Origin of the sequence: Geobacter metallireducens GS-15, from assembly GCF_000012925.1 — a bacterium.
GTDB classification, from domain to species: Bacteria; Desulfobacterota; Desulfuromonadia; order Geobacterales; family Geobacteraceae; genus Geobacter; species Geobacter metallireducens.
This window is the reverse complement of sequence record NC_007517.1, coordinates 925244-941922: the sequence shown is the minus strand read 5'-3', so window position 1 is coordinate 941922 and position 16679 is coordinate 925244. Positions and strand designations below refer to the sequence as shown.

Below are 16679 nucleotides of genomic sequence, written 5' to 3'. Positions count from 1 at the left end.
CCTAGATGCTCAGACGCTTGATCCGCAGGCGCGAAAGGGCGAAGTCGAAAATTGACTTGGTGCCCACGAGAGCGGTGAACAGGTTGATGATAATCCCCAGGCTCAACGACACGGCAAATCCCTTGACCGGTCCGGTGCCGAACTGGAAGAGGACGGCGGCCGTGATGAGCGTCGTCACGTGGGAGTCCATGATGGTCAGGAACGCCTTGTCATAGCCGGCATCCAATGCCGCTTTGGGAGGTTTGCCGAGCCGCATCTCCTCCCGGATCCGTTCGAAGATGAGGACGTTGGAGTCAACGGACATGCCGATCAGCAGGACGATGGCGGCGATGCCCGGCAGGGTCAGGGTCGCTCCTAGGGCCGCCAGGGCGCCCATGAGGTAGAGCACGTTGAGCACCATGCCGAAGTTGGCCACCAGGCCGGCGAGCTTATAGTATATCGCCATGAAGACAACGACGAGCGCCACCCCCACGAGACCGGCCATCAGCCCCTTGGTGATGGAGTCCTGCCCCAGGGAAGGACCAACCGTCTCGTTCTGGATCACCTTGACCGGTGCGGGGAGAGATCCCGCCCGGAGTACGATGGCCAGGTCAGCGGCCTCTTTCTCGGAGAACGAGCCGGAGATTTGGGCGCTGCCACCCGAAATCCGCTCCCGGATCACCGGCGCGGAGTAGATATTGTTATCGAGCACAATGGCGAAACGTTTCCCCACGTTGGCGGCGGTTACCTGGTCGAAGAGGCGGGCGCCGGTGGAGTTGAACTCGATCGCCACGTAGGGCTGGTTGAACTGGGAATCGATCCGGACCTGGGCGTTGGTGAGGAGATCACCGGTAATCATCGCCTTTTTCTTGACCACCAGGGGTATTTCGGTTACGGCGCCGGTGGTGGGGTCGGTCTTCTTCTCCATGAGGAGCTCGGAGTCTTCGGGGATGGTGCCGGGAGTTGCCGTGGCCGGATTGACCGTCTCGTCAACCAGCTTGAACTCCAGCCGGGCCGTCCGGCCGATGAGCTCGATGGCCCGCTTCGGGTCTTTTATGCCCGGAAGCTGGACCACGATATGGGTGAGCCCTTCCCGGGCAATGACCGGCTCGGAAACGCCGAACTGGTCTATCCGGTTGCGGATCGTCTCAAGTGCCTGGGCAACGGCCCGGTCCTTGCGCTCCTGGGCTTCCTTCTCACCCATGCGGAGCTGCATGCTGACGAATCCCCCCTCGTCATAGGGAGGGACGAGCTCCAGGGTCGGATATTTCTCCTTGACCATCTTCTGCACCGTGTCGGCGGTGCCCCGGTCGTAGAACGTGAGCTGGATCCGATCCGATGCGATCCGCCCGATCTTCTTGAACCGGATGGTCTTGGCGGAAAGGCTGTCTTCCAGATCGCTCGCGATGAGGTCGAGGGCGCCCTCCACCGCCTTCTGGATCTCCACCTCCATCACCAGGTGTGTCCCCCCCTGAAGGTCAAGCCCCAGGTTGATCCGGTCCTTGGGAAGAAGCCCTTTCCACCACGACGGAAGGGGAGACACAAAGGTCGGGGTCAGGTAGATACCCGACAGAAAAATGAACAGCAGGATAAGGCCAAAGCGCCAGGTAAGCCCCTTTGACATGCGCGAAGCTCCTTTCAGATCCCCGTAGGTTCTAATCCTTCTTCAGGGTGGCGATATAACCCTTGGAAATCTTGATGGTGACCCCCGAGGCAATTTCGAGGAGCACGACGTCGCCGTCTATGGCGCCCACCTTCCCGTGGATGCCGCCGGCGGTAACAACCTGATCCCCCTTCTTGAGGGAATCGAGAAGCGTGCGGTGATCCTTGGCCTTCTTCTGTTGGGGGCGGATCAGAAGGAAGTAGAAGATGGCGAACATGAAGACGAGGGGCAGGATAGCCTGAAAAGCGCCCATGGCGCCGCCGGGCTGGGCTCCTCCCGGTTGTGCAGCCATTGCAAAAGCAACTCCGAACATTGTGTAACCTCCGGACGATTTATAGAGAGGAAGCCCGAAGCCCCCTCTTTTTTTATGGAGCAATCTCTAGGATTGCCCCTGCAACTCCCTCTTGGCGTAAAACTCCTGCCGGAACGCGGCGAACCGTCCCTCGGCAATGGCGGCCCGCGCCTTTGCCATGAGGGACAGATAATAGTACAGGTTATGGTACGTGTTGAGCCGCGACGCGAGAATCTCCCCCGAGCGGTACAGATGCCTCAGATAGGCCCTGCTGTAGGTGCGACAGACGTAACAGTCGCATTCGGAATCCAGAGGGCCGGCGTCCTCGGCATAGGCCGCCCCCTTGATGTTGACCCTACCAAAGGAGGTGAAGAGCATCCCGTTGCGGGCGTTTCGCGTGGGCATCACGCAATCGAACATGTCGAAGCCGTGCCAGACCGCCTCGATGAGATCCTCCGGCGCCCCGATTCCCATCACATAGCGGGGCCGGTCTTCGGGAAGCATCGGCGCGGCGTACTCCAGCACCTCGTGCATGACTTCCTTTTCCTCGCCAACGGAGAGCCCTCCCATGGCGTAACCGTCAAAGCCGATCTCCCGCAGTTCCGCGGCGCTTCGCTCCCGCAGGTCCCGGTACATCCCCCCCTGAACGATCCCGAAGAGAGCCTGATCCTCCCGCGTCTTCGCATCCTTGCAGCGCCTGGCCCACCGGGTGGTCATCTCCATGGAGCGGCGGGCGTAGTCGTGGGTGGCCGGGTAGGGAGTACACTCGTCGAAACACATGGCGATGTCGCTCCCCAGAGCCCCCTGAATGGCAATGGCGTCCTCGGGAGAGATAAAATGATAGGAACCGTCCAGATGGGACCGGAACTTGACCCCCTCCTCGGTGATTTTGCGCAGTTCGTTCAGGCTGAAGACCTGAAACCCGCCGCTGTCGGTAAGGATCGGCCGATCCCAGTTCATGAAACGGTGAAGCCCGCCCATGCGCCTCACCAATTCATGGCCGGGGCGAATATAAAGATGGTACGTGTTGGCCAGGATGATCCGGGCACCGATGGTCTTCAGCTCCTCGGGGGTCATGGCCTTCACTGTGGCCTGGGTTCCGACCGGCATGAAAATCGGCGTCTCGATGGTGCCGCGGGGGGTTGTCAAAGAGCCGAGACGGGCTGCGCCGTCTTTCTTTATAAGTTTGAAATGGATCAAAATCCGTCCTGATTATCTCGCGGTCAGCCGGCAACGGCAAGCGGCCTAATGTACAAACATCGCGTCGCCGTAGCTGAAAAACCGGAAACGCCGAGTCACCGCCTCATGGTATGCCCTGAAGAGAAGCTCCTTCCCGGCAAAGGCCGAAACGAGCATGAGCAGGGTCGATTTGGGGAGGTGAAAATTGGTAATGAGGGCATCCACCGTTTTGAAGTGGTAGCCCGGATAGATAAAGATGCCTGTTTCTCCCGCGCCGGCTGCCACGCGGCCATCGTCACGGGCGGCATGCTCCAGGGTGCGGCACGTGGTGGTTCCCAGAGCGATTACCCTCCCTTTGCCCCCCTTCCGGGCATTCACCGCGTCGGCGGTCGCAGAGGGGATGATATACCGCTCACGGTGCATCCGGTGCTCTTCCACCCGTTCAACCCTGATTGGCATAAACGTACCGAGCCCCACATGGAGGGTAAGGGTGGCAATCTCTACGCCTCGCTCCCGTAGCTCATCCAGCAGTTCGGGAGTAAAATGGAGGCCTGCCGTCGGTGCGGCGACCGCGCCACGCTGGCGGGAAAAAACCGTCTGATACCGCTCCCGGTCTGCGTCAGCCGCGCTCCTCCTTATGTAAGGAGGCAGAGGCATTGCGCCGTTGCGTTCCAGCCATTCATCGAACCCTGTCACGGGGGTAAACGAAACACACCACGTATCCCCGTCACTGCGCCCGATGACCTCCGCGGACACACCTTCCGCGAGCACTATCCGGGTACCGGGTCGCGACGGCTTGGAGGAACGGAGCAGACACTGCCACCGTTCTCCCACGGCGGCAAGCCTCCTTTCCAGGAAAACCTCCACACGGCCACCACTCTCCTTGACGCCGAAAAAACGCGCCGGAATGACACGGGTGTCGTTCACCACCAGGAGGTCTCCCGGCCGGAAAAGCCGGGTTATTTCGCGGAAAGAGACCTCGCCGACCTCTCCCTTCAACCGGTCGACGGTCATGAGTCGGGTGGCGTCACGTCGGTCCAAGGGTTCCTGGGCTATCAACTCCGGAGGCAGTTCATAGTCGAAATCGTCAACGCGCATCGACACCCTGCCCCACCGGGAGCTTGCTCAGGAGCGCACCGGGATAGTAATAGGCAAGAATCTCCCGGTAGGTGAAACCATCGGATGCCCGTTGTTTCGCGCCCCACTGACAGAGGCCGACTCCATGCCCGTAACCGGTACCGGTAAAGCGAACCAAGTCGCTGGTGACTCTAACCGTAAAATTGGTGCTCTTGATGGCGGTATAGCCGACGATCTTGCGGAAGTTCACCGCCGTCACGGTCGTTGTCCCCCCGCCTGAAACAAGAGCAAGGTCAATGAGCCTGCCACTCTCGTTTCGCTTCCCTTCCCTGACATCCCGAAGGCCTGAAACATGGGTTCCCGATCCTCTGAGAAGCGACTCGAGCTTCTTCAACGAGATGGCGTACTCCCAACGGATAGAGGGGTTCGTGGAACAGTAAGCGCAATCTACACTCTTGAGATAGGGTAGCCGGACCCCCCAGACGTTCTCGGCGACTTCGGTTCGGCCGCCACAGTTGGAATGGTAGAATGCCTGGATCGGTTGGCCTCCGTAGGTGAGAATCTCCCCGGCAGTTTCCCGTACCCCCCGCGCAGCACGGCTATCCTCGATCTCGCACCCGTCATAGACCTGGTCAAGCACCGATGACTCCAGGTGGTACGGGGCGTTAGCACGTGCCCGCTTCTGGTATGAGGCATAGGTGCGTGCCACCACCGCCTGGGCCTTCACCGCCTCGATGGGCCACTGGGATGAGATTTCGCAATTGATGAGACCAACCAGATAATCCTCAAGCGGGAGGTCATTCACCACGAGGATCCCTCTGTCGGCGGGAGAAACCTCTATGGTGCCGCGGTAACGCTTGCCGTTAACCTGTATGACCAGGGGAGAAGTAACCGTGAGTCGGGCAACCGTCTGCCCCCCCACGGAGAGAGAGCCTCCGACACGCCTGACCTGCGCGGGGAGAGTCAGACGTAGCGGTTCGCCCCTCCCATCGGTGGCAAGCACGCCGTCACCGTCGATCCTTACGCTGTCGACTCCCTTGATAATGGCAACCCGAACGGCCTCCTGCCGGGGGAGGGTCGCTGCGGAACCATCCCCAGCAAGGAGCAGGAGCAGAGCCGCTATGGCAAACAGAAACCTCACGGTGACAGAGAGACCTTCCGACACTGACTTTCAACGACACAAAAAAGAAAGGAAGGGTAAAAGCCCCCTTCGAGCATAGTATACTTGGCAACCAAATTGCTTATGCAGTACGAAGAACAGGGACATTAACCAGATACTGCAACGGATGGTCATCATAGGTGCAGGCCAGTTCAATGTCAAGCATTTAGGGGGCGAAAACCACTGTTCATGCCGGTTTGGACTGACATCCCCATCCCGCGGACGGCAACCGAAATACGCCTTCGCGACAAGCACAACACACAGGATTAGCACAAACTAACCGCCATATAGCCATATTTCAGACCCAAAACGGCCACGATAAACACCGGCGTTGCCAGGGGCAGTCGGTATATTGACGCTATGAATTCACTGAAAGTCAAAATACTCGGGACGATAACCCTTATTGTGTGCTTACTCGTCTCCGTAGTCAGCATCCTGGAATACCAGCACCAGAAACGGCTAATAACGCAGATATCCGCCCAAAACGCCGTCCTTCTTACCACGACGCTTCAAAGCACCATTGAGAACGTGATGATGAGTGGCCGGACCGACGAGGTGCAACGCATCCTCGGCCGGCTAAAGGAAAAGGACAAGATCGAGAACCTGCGGATTTTTGACGAAGCGGGACGTATCCTCAACTCCGCCATCAAGCCGGAAATCGGCCTTCAGGTCGGTCCCGCCGACCTTGCGATGTACAAGGAGGGAAAACGAATCGCTCTCGTTAATGTCGGCAACGAAGACAGCGACAAGATTTTCAAGAGCATTGCCCCCATATATAACAAACCGGCGTGCCACGCCTGCCACGATGCCGGCACCACGCTCCTCGGCGCCCTTGAGGTTGAGCTCTCCATAAGGTACCTTGAGTCGTATCTGGACCAGGACAAGTTCTTCATGTCGGTCTCGATGCTCACCATGGTCGTCCTCATCCTCGCCACCATTTTCATTTTCCTCCACGCCTACGTGAACCGTCCGCTCAAGGCCATTATCTCGTCCATGCAAGGGATAGAGCGGGGCGATTTCGACGTCAAGACCGATATTGCCAGCAGCACCGAGATGAAAGCCCTCTCCGACAACTTCAACATGATGGTGAGCAAACTCCGCTACTTCGTAGACACCACCATCGGCCACGAACGGGAACTGGCACGGGCCCAGTCAAAACTTGCCCATCACCACGAGATGCACCTCATGAACCAGAAGCTGGAGGATCAGCTCCGGGAGATCGAAAACCTCAACGTCGGCATGGAGGAGCGGATCGAGGAGATCGAGGAGGCCAACTACCGCATCGCCGACCTCGCCAGCGAACTCGAAGACAAGAACGTCAACCTGGAGCGGGCCGTGGCCCGCCTCTCGACCCTGTACAAGGTTGGCCTTGCCGTCAACTCCACCATGGAGAGTAAAAAGATCTTCGACCTCATCGTCCGCACTGCCGTTGAGACACTCAATGCTGAGATCGGTTATATCATTCTCTACAACCAGCAGGGACGGAACCTGCTAGTCACCACGCTCCTGGGGCACGAAGTGACGCCGGAAGCCTCTACCATCCTGCAGATGAAGCCGTCGAGCGTCTCGACCTGGGTCGTTGAAAACCGAACTCCGCTCCTCATTCCCGACATCAACGAGTTTCCCCAGTTCGACCGCTTCAGCGCCCTGGGCTATGAGCGCAAAAACCTCATCTGCGCGCCGCTTATGATCAAGGACGAGATCATCGGCACCATCACCGCCGTCAACAAGCGGGACAGTTCCACCTACAACGCGGAAGAACTGGAGCTTCTCGTCACCATCGCCGCCCAGGCGAGCATCGCCATCAAGAACGCCCAGCTCTACGACGAGCAGCAGGCCACCTATCTCCATACGATCCAGGCACTGGTCTCCGCCATCGAGGCCAGCGACAGCTACACCCGTGGCCATTCAGAGCGGGTGACCCGCTACTCTTTGGAGCTAGCCCGCAAACTGACGCTCCCCCCCGAACGGCTCAAAATTATCGAGCGGGCCGCCATCCTCCATGACATCGGAAAGATCGGCATCGACCTGAACCTTCTCCACAAAGAAGGAAAGCTCTCTCCCGAGGAAATTCACGACCTCCAGCAGCATCCAGTCATCGGCATGAGGATTCTGGAGCCCATCGACTTCCTCCAGGACGTCCGCATCTGCATCGGCCAACACCACGAGCGGTACGACGGCCGGGGCTACCCGAACCGCATCCCTGCCGGCGAACTCCTTCTGGAGTCGCGCATCCTCGCCATCGCCGACGCCTTTGACGCCATGACATCAGACCGCCCCTACCGCAAAGCGCTTCCCGTTGAAGCGGCGGCAAAGGAACTGATCGACCATGCCGGAGCCCAGTTCGACCCGGAACTGGTGCCTCACTTTATCGAACTCATCGAGAGCGGCACCTTCGGCTTCTCCTGCGATAAATCCGACATGGAAGAGACCCCGATGCGGGAACGGCGCAAAGTGGTCCCCCTCAGCGACTACGGCATCCGCATCGGTTGACCCCTTCCCCTAATCCGTCATCGCATTACGATTTGCCCCCTTCCCGTGATCGTGGTATAAGGTCTCCCTGACCACCACGCCACTCCGACAGCACAACTATCCTCTCAGGAACCCCATCGTGCCGGACCTTCTCACCGTCAAAGGGCTCACCACCCGCTTCCGCCTCTCAGTGGGGGACGTTCATGCCGTGAACGGCGTCGACTTCACCGTGGCCGAAGGCGAGACCGTGGCCGTCGTGGGGGAATCCGGATGCGGCAAGAGCGTGACCGCCCTGTCGCTTCTGCGCCTAATCCTCCCCCCCGGCGTGATCACGGCAGGCGAAATCGTTTTTGAAGGACGCGACCTCCTCCGCCTCAGCGACGAAGAAATGCAGGACATCCGCGGAAACCGGATCGCCATGATCTTCCAGGAGCCCATGACCTCCCTGAACCCGGTATTTCCCATCGGCCGGCAGATAGCCGAGGGGTTGATCATCCACCGGGGAGTCTCCCGGCGGGAGGCGCTGGAGGAAGCGGAGCGACTCCTGGCACAGGTGGGGATCCCCTCCCCAGCCGAAAGGCTCCGGGACTACCCCCACCAGCTTTCGGGAGGGATGCGCCAGAGGGTCATGATCGCCATGGCCCTTGCCTGCAAACCCCGGCTCCTCATTGCCGACGAACCGACCACCGCCCTCGACGTAACCATCCAGGCCCAGATTCTGGAGCTCATGGACCGGCTCAGGGAAGAGCACCGGATGGCGCTTCTCCTCATCACCCACGACCTGGGGGTGGTGGCCGAGCGGGCCAACCGGACCCTTGTCATGTATGCGGGACAAATCGTGGAAGAAGGCCCGACGGGCACGCTTCTCACCACCCCCCTCCACCCCTACACCGAAGGGCTCCTCGCCTCGCTCCCCCAGCGGAGCGAACCGGGCCGCCCCCTCACGACGATACCGGGCCACGTGCCGAGCCTCTTCGGGGATCTCCCCGGTTGCGGTTTCTGCTCCCGCTGCCCGCAGAAACAGTGGGAATGCGACCGTGAAACACCTCAGCTCAGGGAAATCACGCCGGGACACCGGGTCCGGTGCTGGAAATACCGATGACGACACCTCTCATCGCACTGGAAAACATCTCCAAGACCTTTATCGTAAGACCGAGCCCCTTCACACCCAGCAAGGTGCTGCGGGCCGTTGACGGCGTGTCGCTCCGGATAGGAGAGGGGGAAACCCTGGGGCTTGCCGGCGAATCCGGCTGCGGCAAGTCCACCGTGGGCAAGCTCCTCATGGGTCTTCTTGAGGCCGACGGCGGCGCAATCCGGTTCCGGGGCGCGGATATGGCCGGGGCAACGGCCGATGAACGGGCCGCCTTCCGCAAGGACGTGCAGATGATCTTCCAGGACCCCTTCTCGTCTCTCAACCCACGGATGCGGGTCGGGGACATCATCGGGGAGCCCCTGGCCATCCACGGCCTCGTCCCGAAGGAGAGGCGCCGGGAGCGGGTCATGGAGCTCATGGAAATGGTAGGACTCACGGCGGAGCAGATCAACCGCTACCCCCACGAGTTTTCCGGTGGGCAGCGGCAACGGATCGGCATTGCCCGGGCACTGGCGGTCTCTCCAAGGTTGATTGTCGCCGATGAGCCGGTGTCGGCCCTCGACCTCTCCATCCAGGCCCAGATCATCAACCTGCTGGACGAACTGAAGCGAACCCTGGGGCTCTCCTACCTCTTCATCGCCCATGATCTCTCCGTAGTCCGACACCTGAGCGATCGGGTCGCGGTCATGTATCTGGGAAGGATTGTCGAGACCGGCCCCCGGGACGCAATCTTTGCCCGCTTCCAGCACCCTTACACCGAGGCGCTCCTGTCGGCGGTTCCCCGGATCACCCCTTCCGAGGGGAAGAAACGGATCATCCTCAAGGGGGACCCCCCCACCCCCCTCAACCCGCCGACGGGATGTCCCTTCCACCCCCGCTGCCCCTATGCGGAACCGGTCTGCGCCACCTCCTCCCCTCCCCTCGAAGAGAAGCGCGCAGGCCATCTGGCAGCCTGCCATTTCAGTCATAAACTGTTTTGCTGATCAGTACCTTTTCCTTGACAACACAGGTCGGGAACAATATAAATATATTTAGATTTCTCCTCAAACGTGAGGGGAGTTGCACTCTGCATGGCAAGGGTTCTCCCCCGGCCACAGGACGGAATCCATGGACTTCGACATCAGCAGGAATTTCTCCGAGGAAGCGGAAATCTTCAAGGTGCTCGGCCACCCGATCCGGCTCAAGATCGTTGCAGGGCTCTGTACGCGGGAGTGCAACGTGAAGCATATCTGGGAGTGCCTCGGACTTCCCCAGGCCACCGTCTCCCAGCATCTGGCCCTTCTGAAGAACAAGGGAATCATCGAGGGGAAGCGGGACGGGGTGGAAGTCCACTACTCGGTGGTACATCCCCTGGCCAAGAAACTCATCGAGGTTCTCGGCTGAACGGCAGCCTGCATACCGACACCACACGAATCCCCTCCCGGCGAGGGGATTTTTTTTGGAGATGACCATGGAAACGACCACTATCCGCGTGACCCTCAACCGTGGCGAAGACCGCCGAATCAAGGGAGGCCACCCCTGGGTCTTCAGTAACGAGATCCGGGAGGCAAAGGGGGAACGGATCCCCGGCGCCACCGCCGAGGTCTACGATGTGGGGGGCGGGTTTCTCGGCACCGGCTACTACAACCCCCACTCCCTCATCGCGGTGCGGCTCCTCTCCCGGGAGCGGGAGGAGATCGACTCGCCGGCGTTTTTCAAGGAGCGAATCAACCAGGCGTTGAAACTGCGTCGCAGCCTCTACCCGGACATGGCCACCTTCCGGGTCGTCCACGGCGAAGGGGACTTTCTCCCCGGTCTCGTCGTCGACAAGTACGGCGACCGGCTTTCGGTCCAGATACTGACCGCGGGGATAGAGGCACGCCGGGGAGCCATCGTGGAGGCCCTCGTGGAACTTTTCGCCCCCAAGGGGATCATCGCCCGCAACGACGTGGCCGTGCGGTCACTGGAGGGGCTGGCGGAAACCGTGGAAATTTTGTATAGAGAGATCCCGGAGACGGTGGAGGCGGAGGAGCACGGTCTGCGCTTCCGGGTCGACCTGGCCGGAGGCCAGAAGACTGGCCACTTTCTGGACCAGAAGGAAAACCATCTCGTACTGAAGGGAATGGCTGCAGGAAAGAGGGTTCTGGACTGTTTCTCCTACTCGGGGAGTTGGGGAGTCCATGCCGCGGCCTTTGGTGCCGCGGAAGTGACCTGCCTCGACATCTCGGAGCGGGCCGCGGCCCTTGCCCGGGAGAACGCGGCCCTGAACGGGCTTGAAGGAGTGGTGAGCGTGGAGGTCTGCGACGCCTTTGACCGGCTCCGGAGCCTGAGGCACGAGGGGCGGCGCTTCGACGTGGTGGTCCTCGATCCCCCTGCCTTCGTGAAGAACAAGAAGGCGTTGAAGGAGGCGGAGAAGGGATATCTCACCATCAATCGGCGTGGGTTGGAACTCCTCGACGCTGGAGGGTACCTGATCACCTGCTCCTGTTCCTACCACATGGGGCGGGAGTTGTTCAGGGATCTCCTGGCCCAGGCGGCCCGCCAGGCGGGGCGTCAGGTGCGGATCGTGGAGACCCGCTCCCAGGCCCCGGATCACCCCGCGCTCCTGGCCGTGCCGGAGACCGAGTACCTCAAGTGTTTCGTGCTGCAGTGCGTGTAACGAAGCGAGATGGTGAGATAGCGAGATAGCAAGCAGCAAAACCATCTCGCTACCTCGCTACTTGCGCCCACTCTTCACTCCCACCCCGTAAATCACCGTGTAGGTGGCCGGAATCCCCCGCTCCCCGCCGTACCGTTCCCCGTAGACCCGCATCATCTCCACCATGACCCGCCGCTCCGCGAGGCCCCGGCCCCGGAGCGGCGAGGCGTTGCCGGCACCGACCCGCTTCACGGAGCGGAGGAAAGCCGGCACGTCCGGGTGCCACTCCACCTCATCCTCGACGCAGAGGCGCCTCACCCCGAAGCCGGTCCGCTCCAGGGCCGCTCCGGCCTCGGCTTCGGTGAAAAAGCGCTGGGTCCGGTCCTCATCCTCGCGCCCCACGGCGGTCAGAGCAGACCGGTAGGAGTCTTTCAGCTCGTGGAAGGTGCCGTGGCCGAAGAGGGCGAAGGCGAAGAGCCCGCCGGGGGCCAGCACCCGCCACACCTCGCCAAAAGCGGCGTCGAGGGTGGTGAGCCACTGGAAGGTGGAGGTGGAGACGACGCAGTCGAACGAGGCGCCGGCAAAGGGGAGGTGTTCCGCATCTGCCACGGCCACCAGTGCCCGGGAGCCGAGGCGTTGTCGCGCCGTTGCGGCCATGCCGGGGGCCAGGTCGACGCAGGAGAGAAGCGCCGCGGGGTGACAGTCGGCAAGCTGACGGGCCAGGAGTCCGGTGCCCGCCCCCACGTCGAGGATCCGGAGGGGAGAGCCCACCTCGTCGTCCAAGATCTGGAGAAACCGTTCCACGACCCGTTTCTGGACAGCTGCATGGGCGTCGTACTCCAGGGCCTGCCGGTGGAAGGAATGTCTCACCCTGCGGCGGTCAATCACGGTCGATCACCTCCGTAAGGAAGCGGCTCAGCTCCTGGTTGAACCGCTCTGGCTGCGAGAGGAACGGGGCATGCCCTGTCCCCTCCAGGGAGAGGAAGCGGGCGCCGGGAATCCCCTCGGCCAGGTACCGGCCAGCACTGGGGGAACAGATGGCATCCCGGTCGCCGTGGATGACGAGGGTCGGCGCGGCGATAGCGGGCAGGAGATTGCGGTGGTCGCCGCCGGCGAGGGTGACGAGGCATGCCTGCACCGCGCCGGGATCGGGGAGGTGCCGGGGAATCACGATCTCCCGGACGATGCGCTGATACTGATCGTGGGACAGCTCCCCCTCCGCGAACATCTGCCGGAAAAAGTCCCCCAGGGTGGCGTCATAGGCCCGCTTCAGCCGCAGGCCGAGCCCTCGTGCCTCATGTGGCGGGAGGCCGTGGGGCCAGCCGTCTGCGGTGGTGAACTTGGGGGTGCCGGCCACGAGCACCAGGGCAGCAACGCGGTCCTCCAGGAGCGGAACGGCCTCCAGGGCCACCTGGGCCCCCAGGGACCAGCCGACAAGTGCAGCGCGCTCGAGTCCCAACCGGTCGAAGAGGGCTGCCAGGTCGGCGGCGAAGTCGGAAAAGGCGTAACCGGGAGCAGCGGACGATTTTCCGTGCCCCCGAAGGTCCAACGTAATGAGGCGAAAATGGTCAGCCAGGGGCTTCTGGAAGGCCCAGACCTTCCCGGACATGGCCCAGCCATGGACGAAGACAAGGGGAAAGCCCGAACCTTCGTCCTCATAGTGGATCGTTACCTTCTGAGCGGTTTCCACAAAGGGCATCGGTCAGATTACCCCCATCCCTTTGCCAATTGCCGCCATGAGCGCCACTGCCCGAGCCAGGTCCTCCTCTGCATGGGTCGCCATGAGAGTGCAACGGAGCCGGCAGGTCCCGGCCGGGACCGTGGGAGGGCGTATCCCCTGGGCAAAGACCCCTGCCTCCAGCAACCGGGCCGTGAAGGCCATGGTCTCTTCGGCTCCCCCCACGAAGAGGGGAACGATCTGGGTCTCGCTCCCCATGGTGTCGAAACCGGCGGCGCACAAGCCCTCTCTGAAAAAAGCGGTGTTGCGGGCAAGCCGCTCCCGGAGCGCCGCGCCATCGGGGGAGTCGACCAGATCGACGGCGGCAAGGGATGCGGCCAGGACCGCCGGTGGGAGCGACGTGGAAAAGATGAAACTGCGGGCCTTGTTCGCCAGGTAATCGATCACGTCCTCCGAAGCCGCGGCGTAGGCGCCGAAACTGCCGAGGGCCTTGCCGAGGGTTCCCATGTGGATGTCGATCTCCGCCATCACCCCCTGAAGCTCGGCGCTCCCCCGGCCGGTCGCGCCCAGAACGCCGGTGCCGTGGGCATCGTCCACCATGAGGAGGGCGCCGAATTCCCGCTTGAGGGCCGCCAGCTCCCGCAGCGGCGCCATGTCACCGTCCATGCTGAAGACCCCGTCGGTGACGAGGAGCCGCCGGCCCGCGGTTTCGTGCCGCTCCATAAGCCGCCGCAGGGCAGCCGTGTCGTTATGGGGATAGCGGACCATGGTGGCCCGGGAGAGGAGGCAGCCATCCACGATGCTCGCGTGGTTGAGCCGGTCGGAGAAGACCACGTCCCCCTTCCCCACCAGGGCCGGGATGATGCCGCTGTTGGCGGCATAGCCCGAGTTGAAGACCAGGGCCGCGCCGGTCCCCTTGAAGCGGGCGATCCGCTCTTCGAGGAGGGCGTGGAGTTCCATGGTGCCGGAGACGAGACGCGATGCGCCGCTGGAGGTGCCGTAGCGCTCCACGGCCCGGATGGCCGCCTCCGCCAGGCGGGGATGGTCGGCCAGCCCCAGGTAGTTGTTGGAGCAGAGGAGGAGAGCCTCCTTCCCGTCCACAACGGCCCTGCTCCCCTGGCTTCCGGCGATGCGGCGCATCCTCCGGTGAAGCCCCTGGGCCTTCAGCATCTCCAGTTCTTCGGCAAAGCTTTTCGACACGGGTTCTCCTTTCATCGGCGCTCCGTTTGTAGCACATTCGCCGCCTTTTCGTCAACCAAGCCAGACACAAAGGTTGACAATCAGTGACCGTTTACTTGACAGGGGTCCGCATGGTATAAGGGGTCATTACTTCGAATGAATTTTGCTTCCCGAATGGTATCGCATTGAAAAGAACCCAACTCTCCCGCCGCTTTGTCATCCCCGATATCCACGGCTGCGCCCTGACTCTGGACCGCCTTCTCCGGGAAGTCATCCACCTGAGACGCAGCGACGAGCTCTATCTCCTGGGGGACTACATCGACCGGGGCCCCCGCAGCAGGGAAGTCCTCGACATCCTCATGGGGCTCACCCTGAAAGGATATCGGGTCTTCCCCGTGCGGGGAAACCACGAGGAGATGCTCCTGGAGAGCTGCGGCGACCGCAACATGTTCCGGATGTGGTTCGAAAACGGCGGTCGCGCCACCCTCGACAGTTTCGGCGTGGAGGATGCTTGCGAGATCCCTCTCCCTTACCGCCGCTTCATGGCCGAGATGCCCTACTATCGCATTCTACCCGACTTCGTGCTGCTCCACGCGAGTCTCAACTTTGCCATCCCCTCCCCCTTTGCCGACACCGAGGCAATGCTCTGGAGCCGATCCCTGGAGGTCCGCAAGGAGGTGATCGGTGGCCGGCGCGTCATCGGCGGCCACACCCCCATGAGCCGCTCAGAAATTCTCAGGGGACTTTCCACCGACCGTATCGTCCTCGACAACGGCTGCGTCTACCGGGAGCGGGCCGGCATGGGGTGCCTGGCCGCCCTGGAGCTGGACTCAATGACCCTCTCTTTTCAGGAAAATATTGATTAAGCCTTCTAAAGTTTTCTCATTTTTCTCCGATATGTTTGCTTAGGACCCATCAACCAGGAGCCTTTGCAGCATGCATGCTCTTTCAATGAAAAACCTGACCATTTTCCTTATTCCCGCTGCGTTTCTCACAGCCACCATCTGGTTCTTCCCCCAGGTGGCAACGCTACCGCCGGGGCGGCTGGAGCTTCTCCCCTTCATTCCCTATCTGACCATGGCTTTGGGCATGATGCTCTCGTTCCATTTTCACCGGGGGAGGGCATTTTTCGTTTTTCTCGTTCTGATTGCCGTTTACTGGAGCTTCCGGGGGCACCTGAACGGCGCTCCGACCGGAATCACGGCCACGGTCCTGTTCCAGTCCGTTTGCGTTCTTGTCCCCCTGAACATCGCGCTCTTCTCCCTCATGCGCGAGCGGGGGATCATGACCGTTGCCGGCCGGCTCCGTTTCGCCTTCCTGGCGCTCCAGGCCCTTTTCGTGGGATGGGCCATGGAACCGGGGCATGTGGCGGTCCAGCAACTTCTCTCCTGCCGGTTCACCGAGAGCCACCTCCTGGCTGGGCTCCAGCTTCCCCAGCCGGCACTGCCGGTAATCGTCCTCGGGACGGCCGTGGTAATCGGTCGGGCCGCCAGGGGCCAGTCTCCCATAGACGCAAGCCTTCTGGGAGTCATGGCGGCCTTTGTGGTGGCCTGCAACGGCATCGGGACAGAGTTCGTCACGCCGGTTTTCATGGCTGCCGCCGCCGCCATCCTCACCCTCGGGGTTTTGAAGGACTCCTACAACATGGCCTTCAGGGACGAGCTGACCGGCCTCCCCTCCCGCCGCGCCCTCAACGAGCAGCTCACATGGCTCGGGCGGCGCTACACCGTGGCCATGGTGGACGTGGACCATTTCAAGAGGTTCAACGACACCTACGGCCACGACGTGGGGGACCAGGTGCTGCGGATGGTTGCATCGAAGCTGCGGGGCGTGGGCGGGGGCGGAAAGGTCTACCGCTACGGCGGTGAAGAGTTCACTATCCTCTTCCACCGCAAGGAGCGAGAGGAGGTTCTCGCCGACCTGGAAGGGCTGCGCCGCACCATTGCCGACTACCAGATGCGCCTGCGCGGCACCGACCGCCCCAGTTCGTCCAAAGAGGGGAAAAAACTCCGCTACGGCACCGGACGCGGCAACGCCACCGTCTCAGTGACCGTCAGCATCGGCGTTGCCGAGAGCAGCGCCGACCGCCGCCGCCCCGCCGACGTCATCAAGGCGGCCGACCAGGCCCTCTACCGGGCCAAAGGTGGCGGTCGCAACCGCGTCTGCAGCTGACGGCACGCCCCCCCTCCATTCACTCCTTCTCATCCTCCCCCCCGTTGCATTCGTTTCCCTCCCCGCTATACTTTTTCCGTTACTCACCAAACAAGTACGCGCGATGACGGGAACACGGC

At 61.8% G+C, this 16679-nt stretch carries 15 protein-coding genes; 7 read left to right on the top strand and 8 right to left on the bottom strand.

The annotated features are described in order from the left end of the window. Position 1: 1 nt before the first annotated feature. The 5 genes from secD to GMET_RS04255 form a co-directional block, all read right to left on the bottom strand. A complete protein-coding gene (secD, locus tag GMET_RS04275) occupies positions 2-1603 on the bottom strand; it encodes a protein translocase subunit SecD (RefSeq protein WP_004512999.1) in 1602 nt (533 codons plus the stop codon). A 31-nt stretch (positions 1604-1634) separates the two neighbouring features. Continuing rightward, positions 1635-1955 carry a preprotein translocase subunit YajC gene (yajC, locus tag GMET_RS04270; protein WP_004512998.1) on the bottom strand — a complete coding sequence of 107 codons (321 nt, stop codon included), beginning with the start codon at positions 1953-1955 and terminating at the stop codon, positions 1635-1637. A 66-nt stretch (positions 1956-2021) separates the two neighbouring features. Then, positions 2022-3134, bottom strand: coding sequence for a tRNA guanosine(34) transglycosylase Tgt (gene tgt / locus GMET_RS04265; RefSeq protein WP_004512997.1), 1113 nt, complete (start codon positions 3132-3134; stop codon positions 2022-2024). Positions 3135-3179: 45 nt separating this feature from the next. Next, positions 3180-4211: a tRNA preQ1(34) S-adenosylmethionine ribosyltransferase-isomerase QueA gene (gene queA / locus GMET_RS04260; protein ID WP_004512996.1), complete on the bottom strand. Its 1032-nt coding sequence runs from the start codon at positions 4209-4211 to the stop codon at positions 3180-3182. After that, positions 4201-5331: a SpoIID/LytB domain-containing protein gene (locus GMET_RS04255; RefSeq protein WP_390139140.1), complete on the bottom strand. Its 1131-nt coding sequence runs from the start codon at positions 5329-5331 to the stop codon at positions 4201-4203. Before GMET_RS04255 ends, queA begins: the two co-directional genes overlap by 11 nt. A 378-nt stretch (positions 5332-5709) precedes the next feature. Between GMET_RS04255 and GMET_RS04250 the strand changes: the two genes are divergently transcribed. From GMET_RS04250 to GMET_RS04230, 5 genes are all read left to right on the top strand, one after another. After that, positions 5710-7842, top strand: a complete 2133-nt coding sequence (locus tag GMET_RS04250; protein WP_011365732.1) for an HD domain-containing phosphohydrolase — start codon at positions 5710-5712, stop codon at positions 7840-7842. 118 nt (positions 7843-7960) lie between these two features. Continuing rightward, positions 7961-8923 carry an ABC transporter ATP-binding protein gene (locus GMET_RS04245; RefSeq protein WP_004512992.1) on the top strand — a complete coding sequence of 321 codons (963 nt, stop codon included), beginning with the start codon at positions 7961-7963 and terminating at the stop codon, positions 8921-8923. Beyond that, the gene (locus GMET_RS04240; protein WP_004512991.1) at positions 8920-9897 is read left to right on the top strand and encodes an ABC transporter ATP-binding protein; all 978 of its coding nucleotides are present in this window, start codon (positions 8920-8922) and stop codon (positions 9895-9897) included. The genes GMET_RS04245 and GMET_RS04240 overlap by 4 nt, the downstream gene beginning before the upstream one ends. 124 nt (positions 9898-10021) lie before the next feature. Then, positions 10022-10297 carry an ArsR/SmtB family transcription factor gene (locus GMET_RS04235; protein ID WP_004512990.1) on the top strand — a complete coding sequence of 92 codons (276 nt, stop codon included), beginning with the start codon at positions 10022-10024 and terminating at the stop codon, positions 10295-10297. Between the two features lie 67 nt (positions 10298-10364). Then, a complete protein-coding gene (locus tag GMET_RS04230; RefSeq protein ID WP_004512989.1) occupies positions 10365-11552 on the top strand; it encodes a class I SAM-dependent rRNA methyltransferase in 1188 nt (395 codons plus the stop codon). Positions 11553-11609: 57 nt separating this feature from the next. Here GMET_RS04230 and GMET_RS04225 read toward each other — a convergent pair whose 3' ends face one another. The 3 genes from GMET_RS04225 to bioF are packed head-to-tail and all read right to left on the bottom strand — an operon-like array spanning position 11610 to position 14424. Further along, positions 11610-12419 carry a methyltransferase domain-containing protein gene (locus GMET_RS04225; RefSeq protein WP_004512988.1) on the bottom strand — a complete coding sequence of 270 codons (810 nt, stop codon included), beginning with the start codon at positions 12417-12419 and terminating at the stop codon, positions 11610-11612. Beyond that, a complete protein-coding gene (locus tag GMET_RS04220) occupies positions 12412-13230 on the bottom strand; it encodes an alpha/beta fold hydrolase (RefSeq protein WP_004512987.1) in 819 nt (272 codons plus the stop codon). The genes GMET_RS04225 and GMET_RS04220 overlap by 8 nt, the downstream gene beginning before the upstream one ends. Before the next feature lie 3 nt (positions 13231-13233). Next, positions 13234-14424, bottom strand: a complete 1191-nt coding sequence (gene bioF / locus GMET_RS04215; RefSeq protein WP_004512986.1) for an 8-amino-7-oxononanoate synthase — start codon at positions 14422-14424, stop codon at positions 13234-13236. A gap of 149 nt (positions 14425-14573) precedes the next feature. Between bioF and GMET_RS04210 the strand changes: the two genes are divergently transcribed. Together GMET_RS04210 and GMET_RS04205 are read left to right on the top strand one after the other, a co-directional pair. Beyond that, the gene (locus GMET_RS04210; RefSeq protein ID WP_004512985.1) at positions 14574-15254 is read left to right on the top strand and encodes a metallophosphoesterase family protein; all 681 of its coding nucleotides are present in this window, start codon (positions 14574-14576) and stop codon (positions 15252-15254) included. 70 nt (positions 15255-15324) lie between these two features. Then, a complete protein-coding gene (locus GMET_RS04205; protein WP_004512984.1) occupies positions 15325-16560 on the top strand; it encodes a GGDEF domain-containing protein in 1236 nt (411 codons plus the stop codon). Positions 16561-16679 lie beyond the last annotated feature (119 nt).

Excerpts from the sequence above, each read along its gene's own strand:
- GMET_RS04230 (WP_004512989.1), top strand. The coding sequence starts at position 10,365 with ATGGAAACGACCACTATCCGCGTGACCCTCAACCGTGGCGAAGACCGC.
- secD (WP_004512999.1), bottom strand. The coding sequence starts at position 1,603 with ATGTCAAAGGGGCTTACCTGGCGCTTTGGCCTTATCCTGCTGTTCATT.
- queA (WP_004512996.1), bottom strand. The coding sequence starts at position 4,211 with ATGCGCGTTGACGATTTCGACTATGAACTGCCTCCGGAGTTGATAGCC.
- GMET_RS04220 (WP_004512987.1), bottom strand. The coding sequence starts at position 13,230 with ATGCCCTTTGTGGAAACCGCTCAGAAGGTAACGATCCACTATGAGGAC.
- GMET_RS04205 (WP_004512984.1), top strand. The coding sequence starts at position 15,325 with ATGCATGCTCTTTCAATGAAAAACCTGACCATTTTCCTTATTCCCGCT.
- bioF (WP_004512986.1), bottom strand. The coding sequence starts at position 14,424 with ATGAAAGGAGAACCCGTGTCGAAAAGCTTTGCCGAAGAACTGGAGATG.
- GMET_RS04235 (WP_004512990.1), top strand. The coding sequence starts at position 10,022 with ATGGACTTCGACATCAGCAGGAATTTCTCCGAGGAAGCGGAAATCTTC.
- yajC (WP_004512998.1), bottom strand. The coding sequence starts at position 1,955 with ATGTTCGGAGTTGCTTTTGCAATGGCTGCACAACCGGGAGGAGCCCAG.
- GMET_RS04240 (WP_004512991.1), top strand. The coding sequence starts at position 8,920 with ATGACGACACCTCTCATCGCACTGGAAAACATCTCCAAGACCTTTATC.
- GMET_RS04250 (WP_011365732.1), top strand. The coding sequence starts at position 5,710 with ATGAATTCACTGAAAGTCAAAATACTCGGGACGATAACCCTTATTGTG.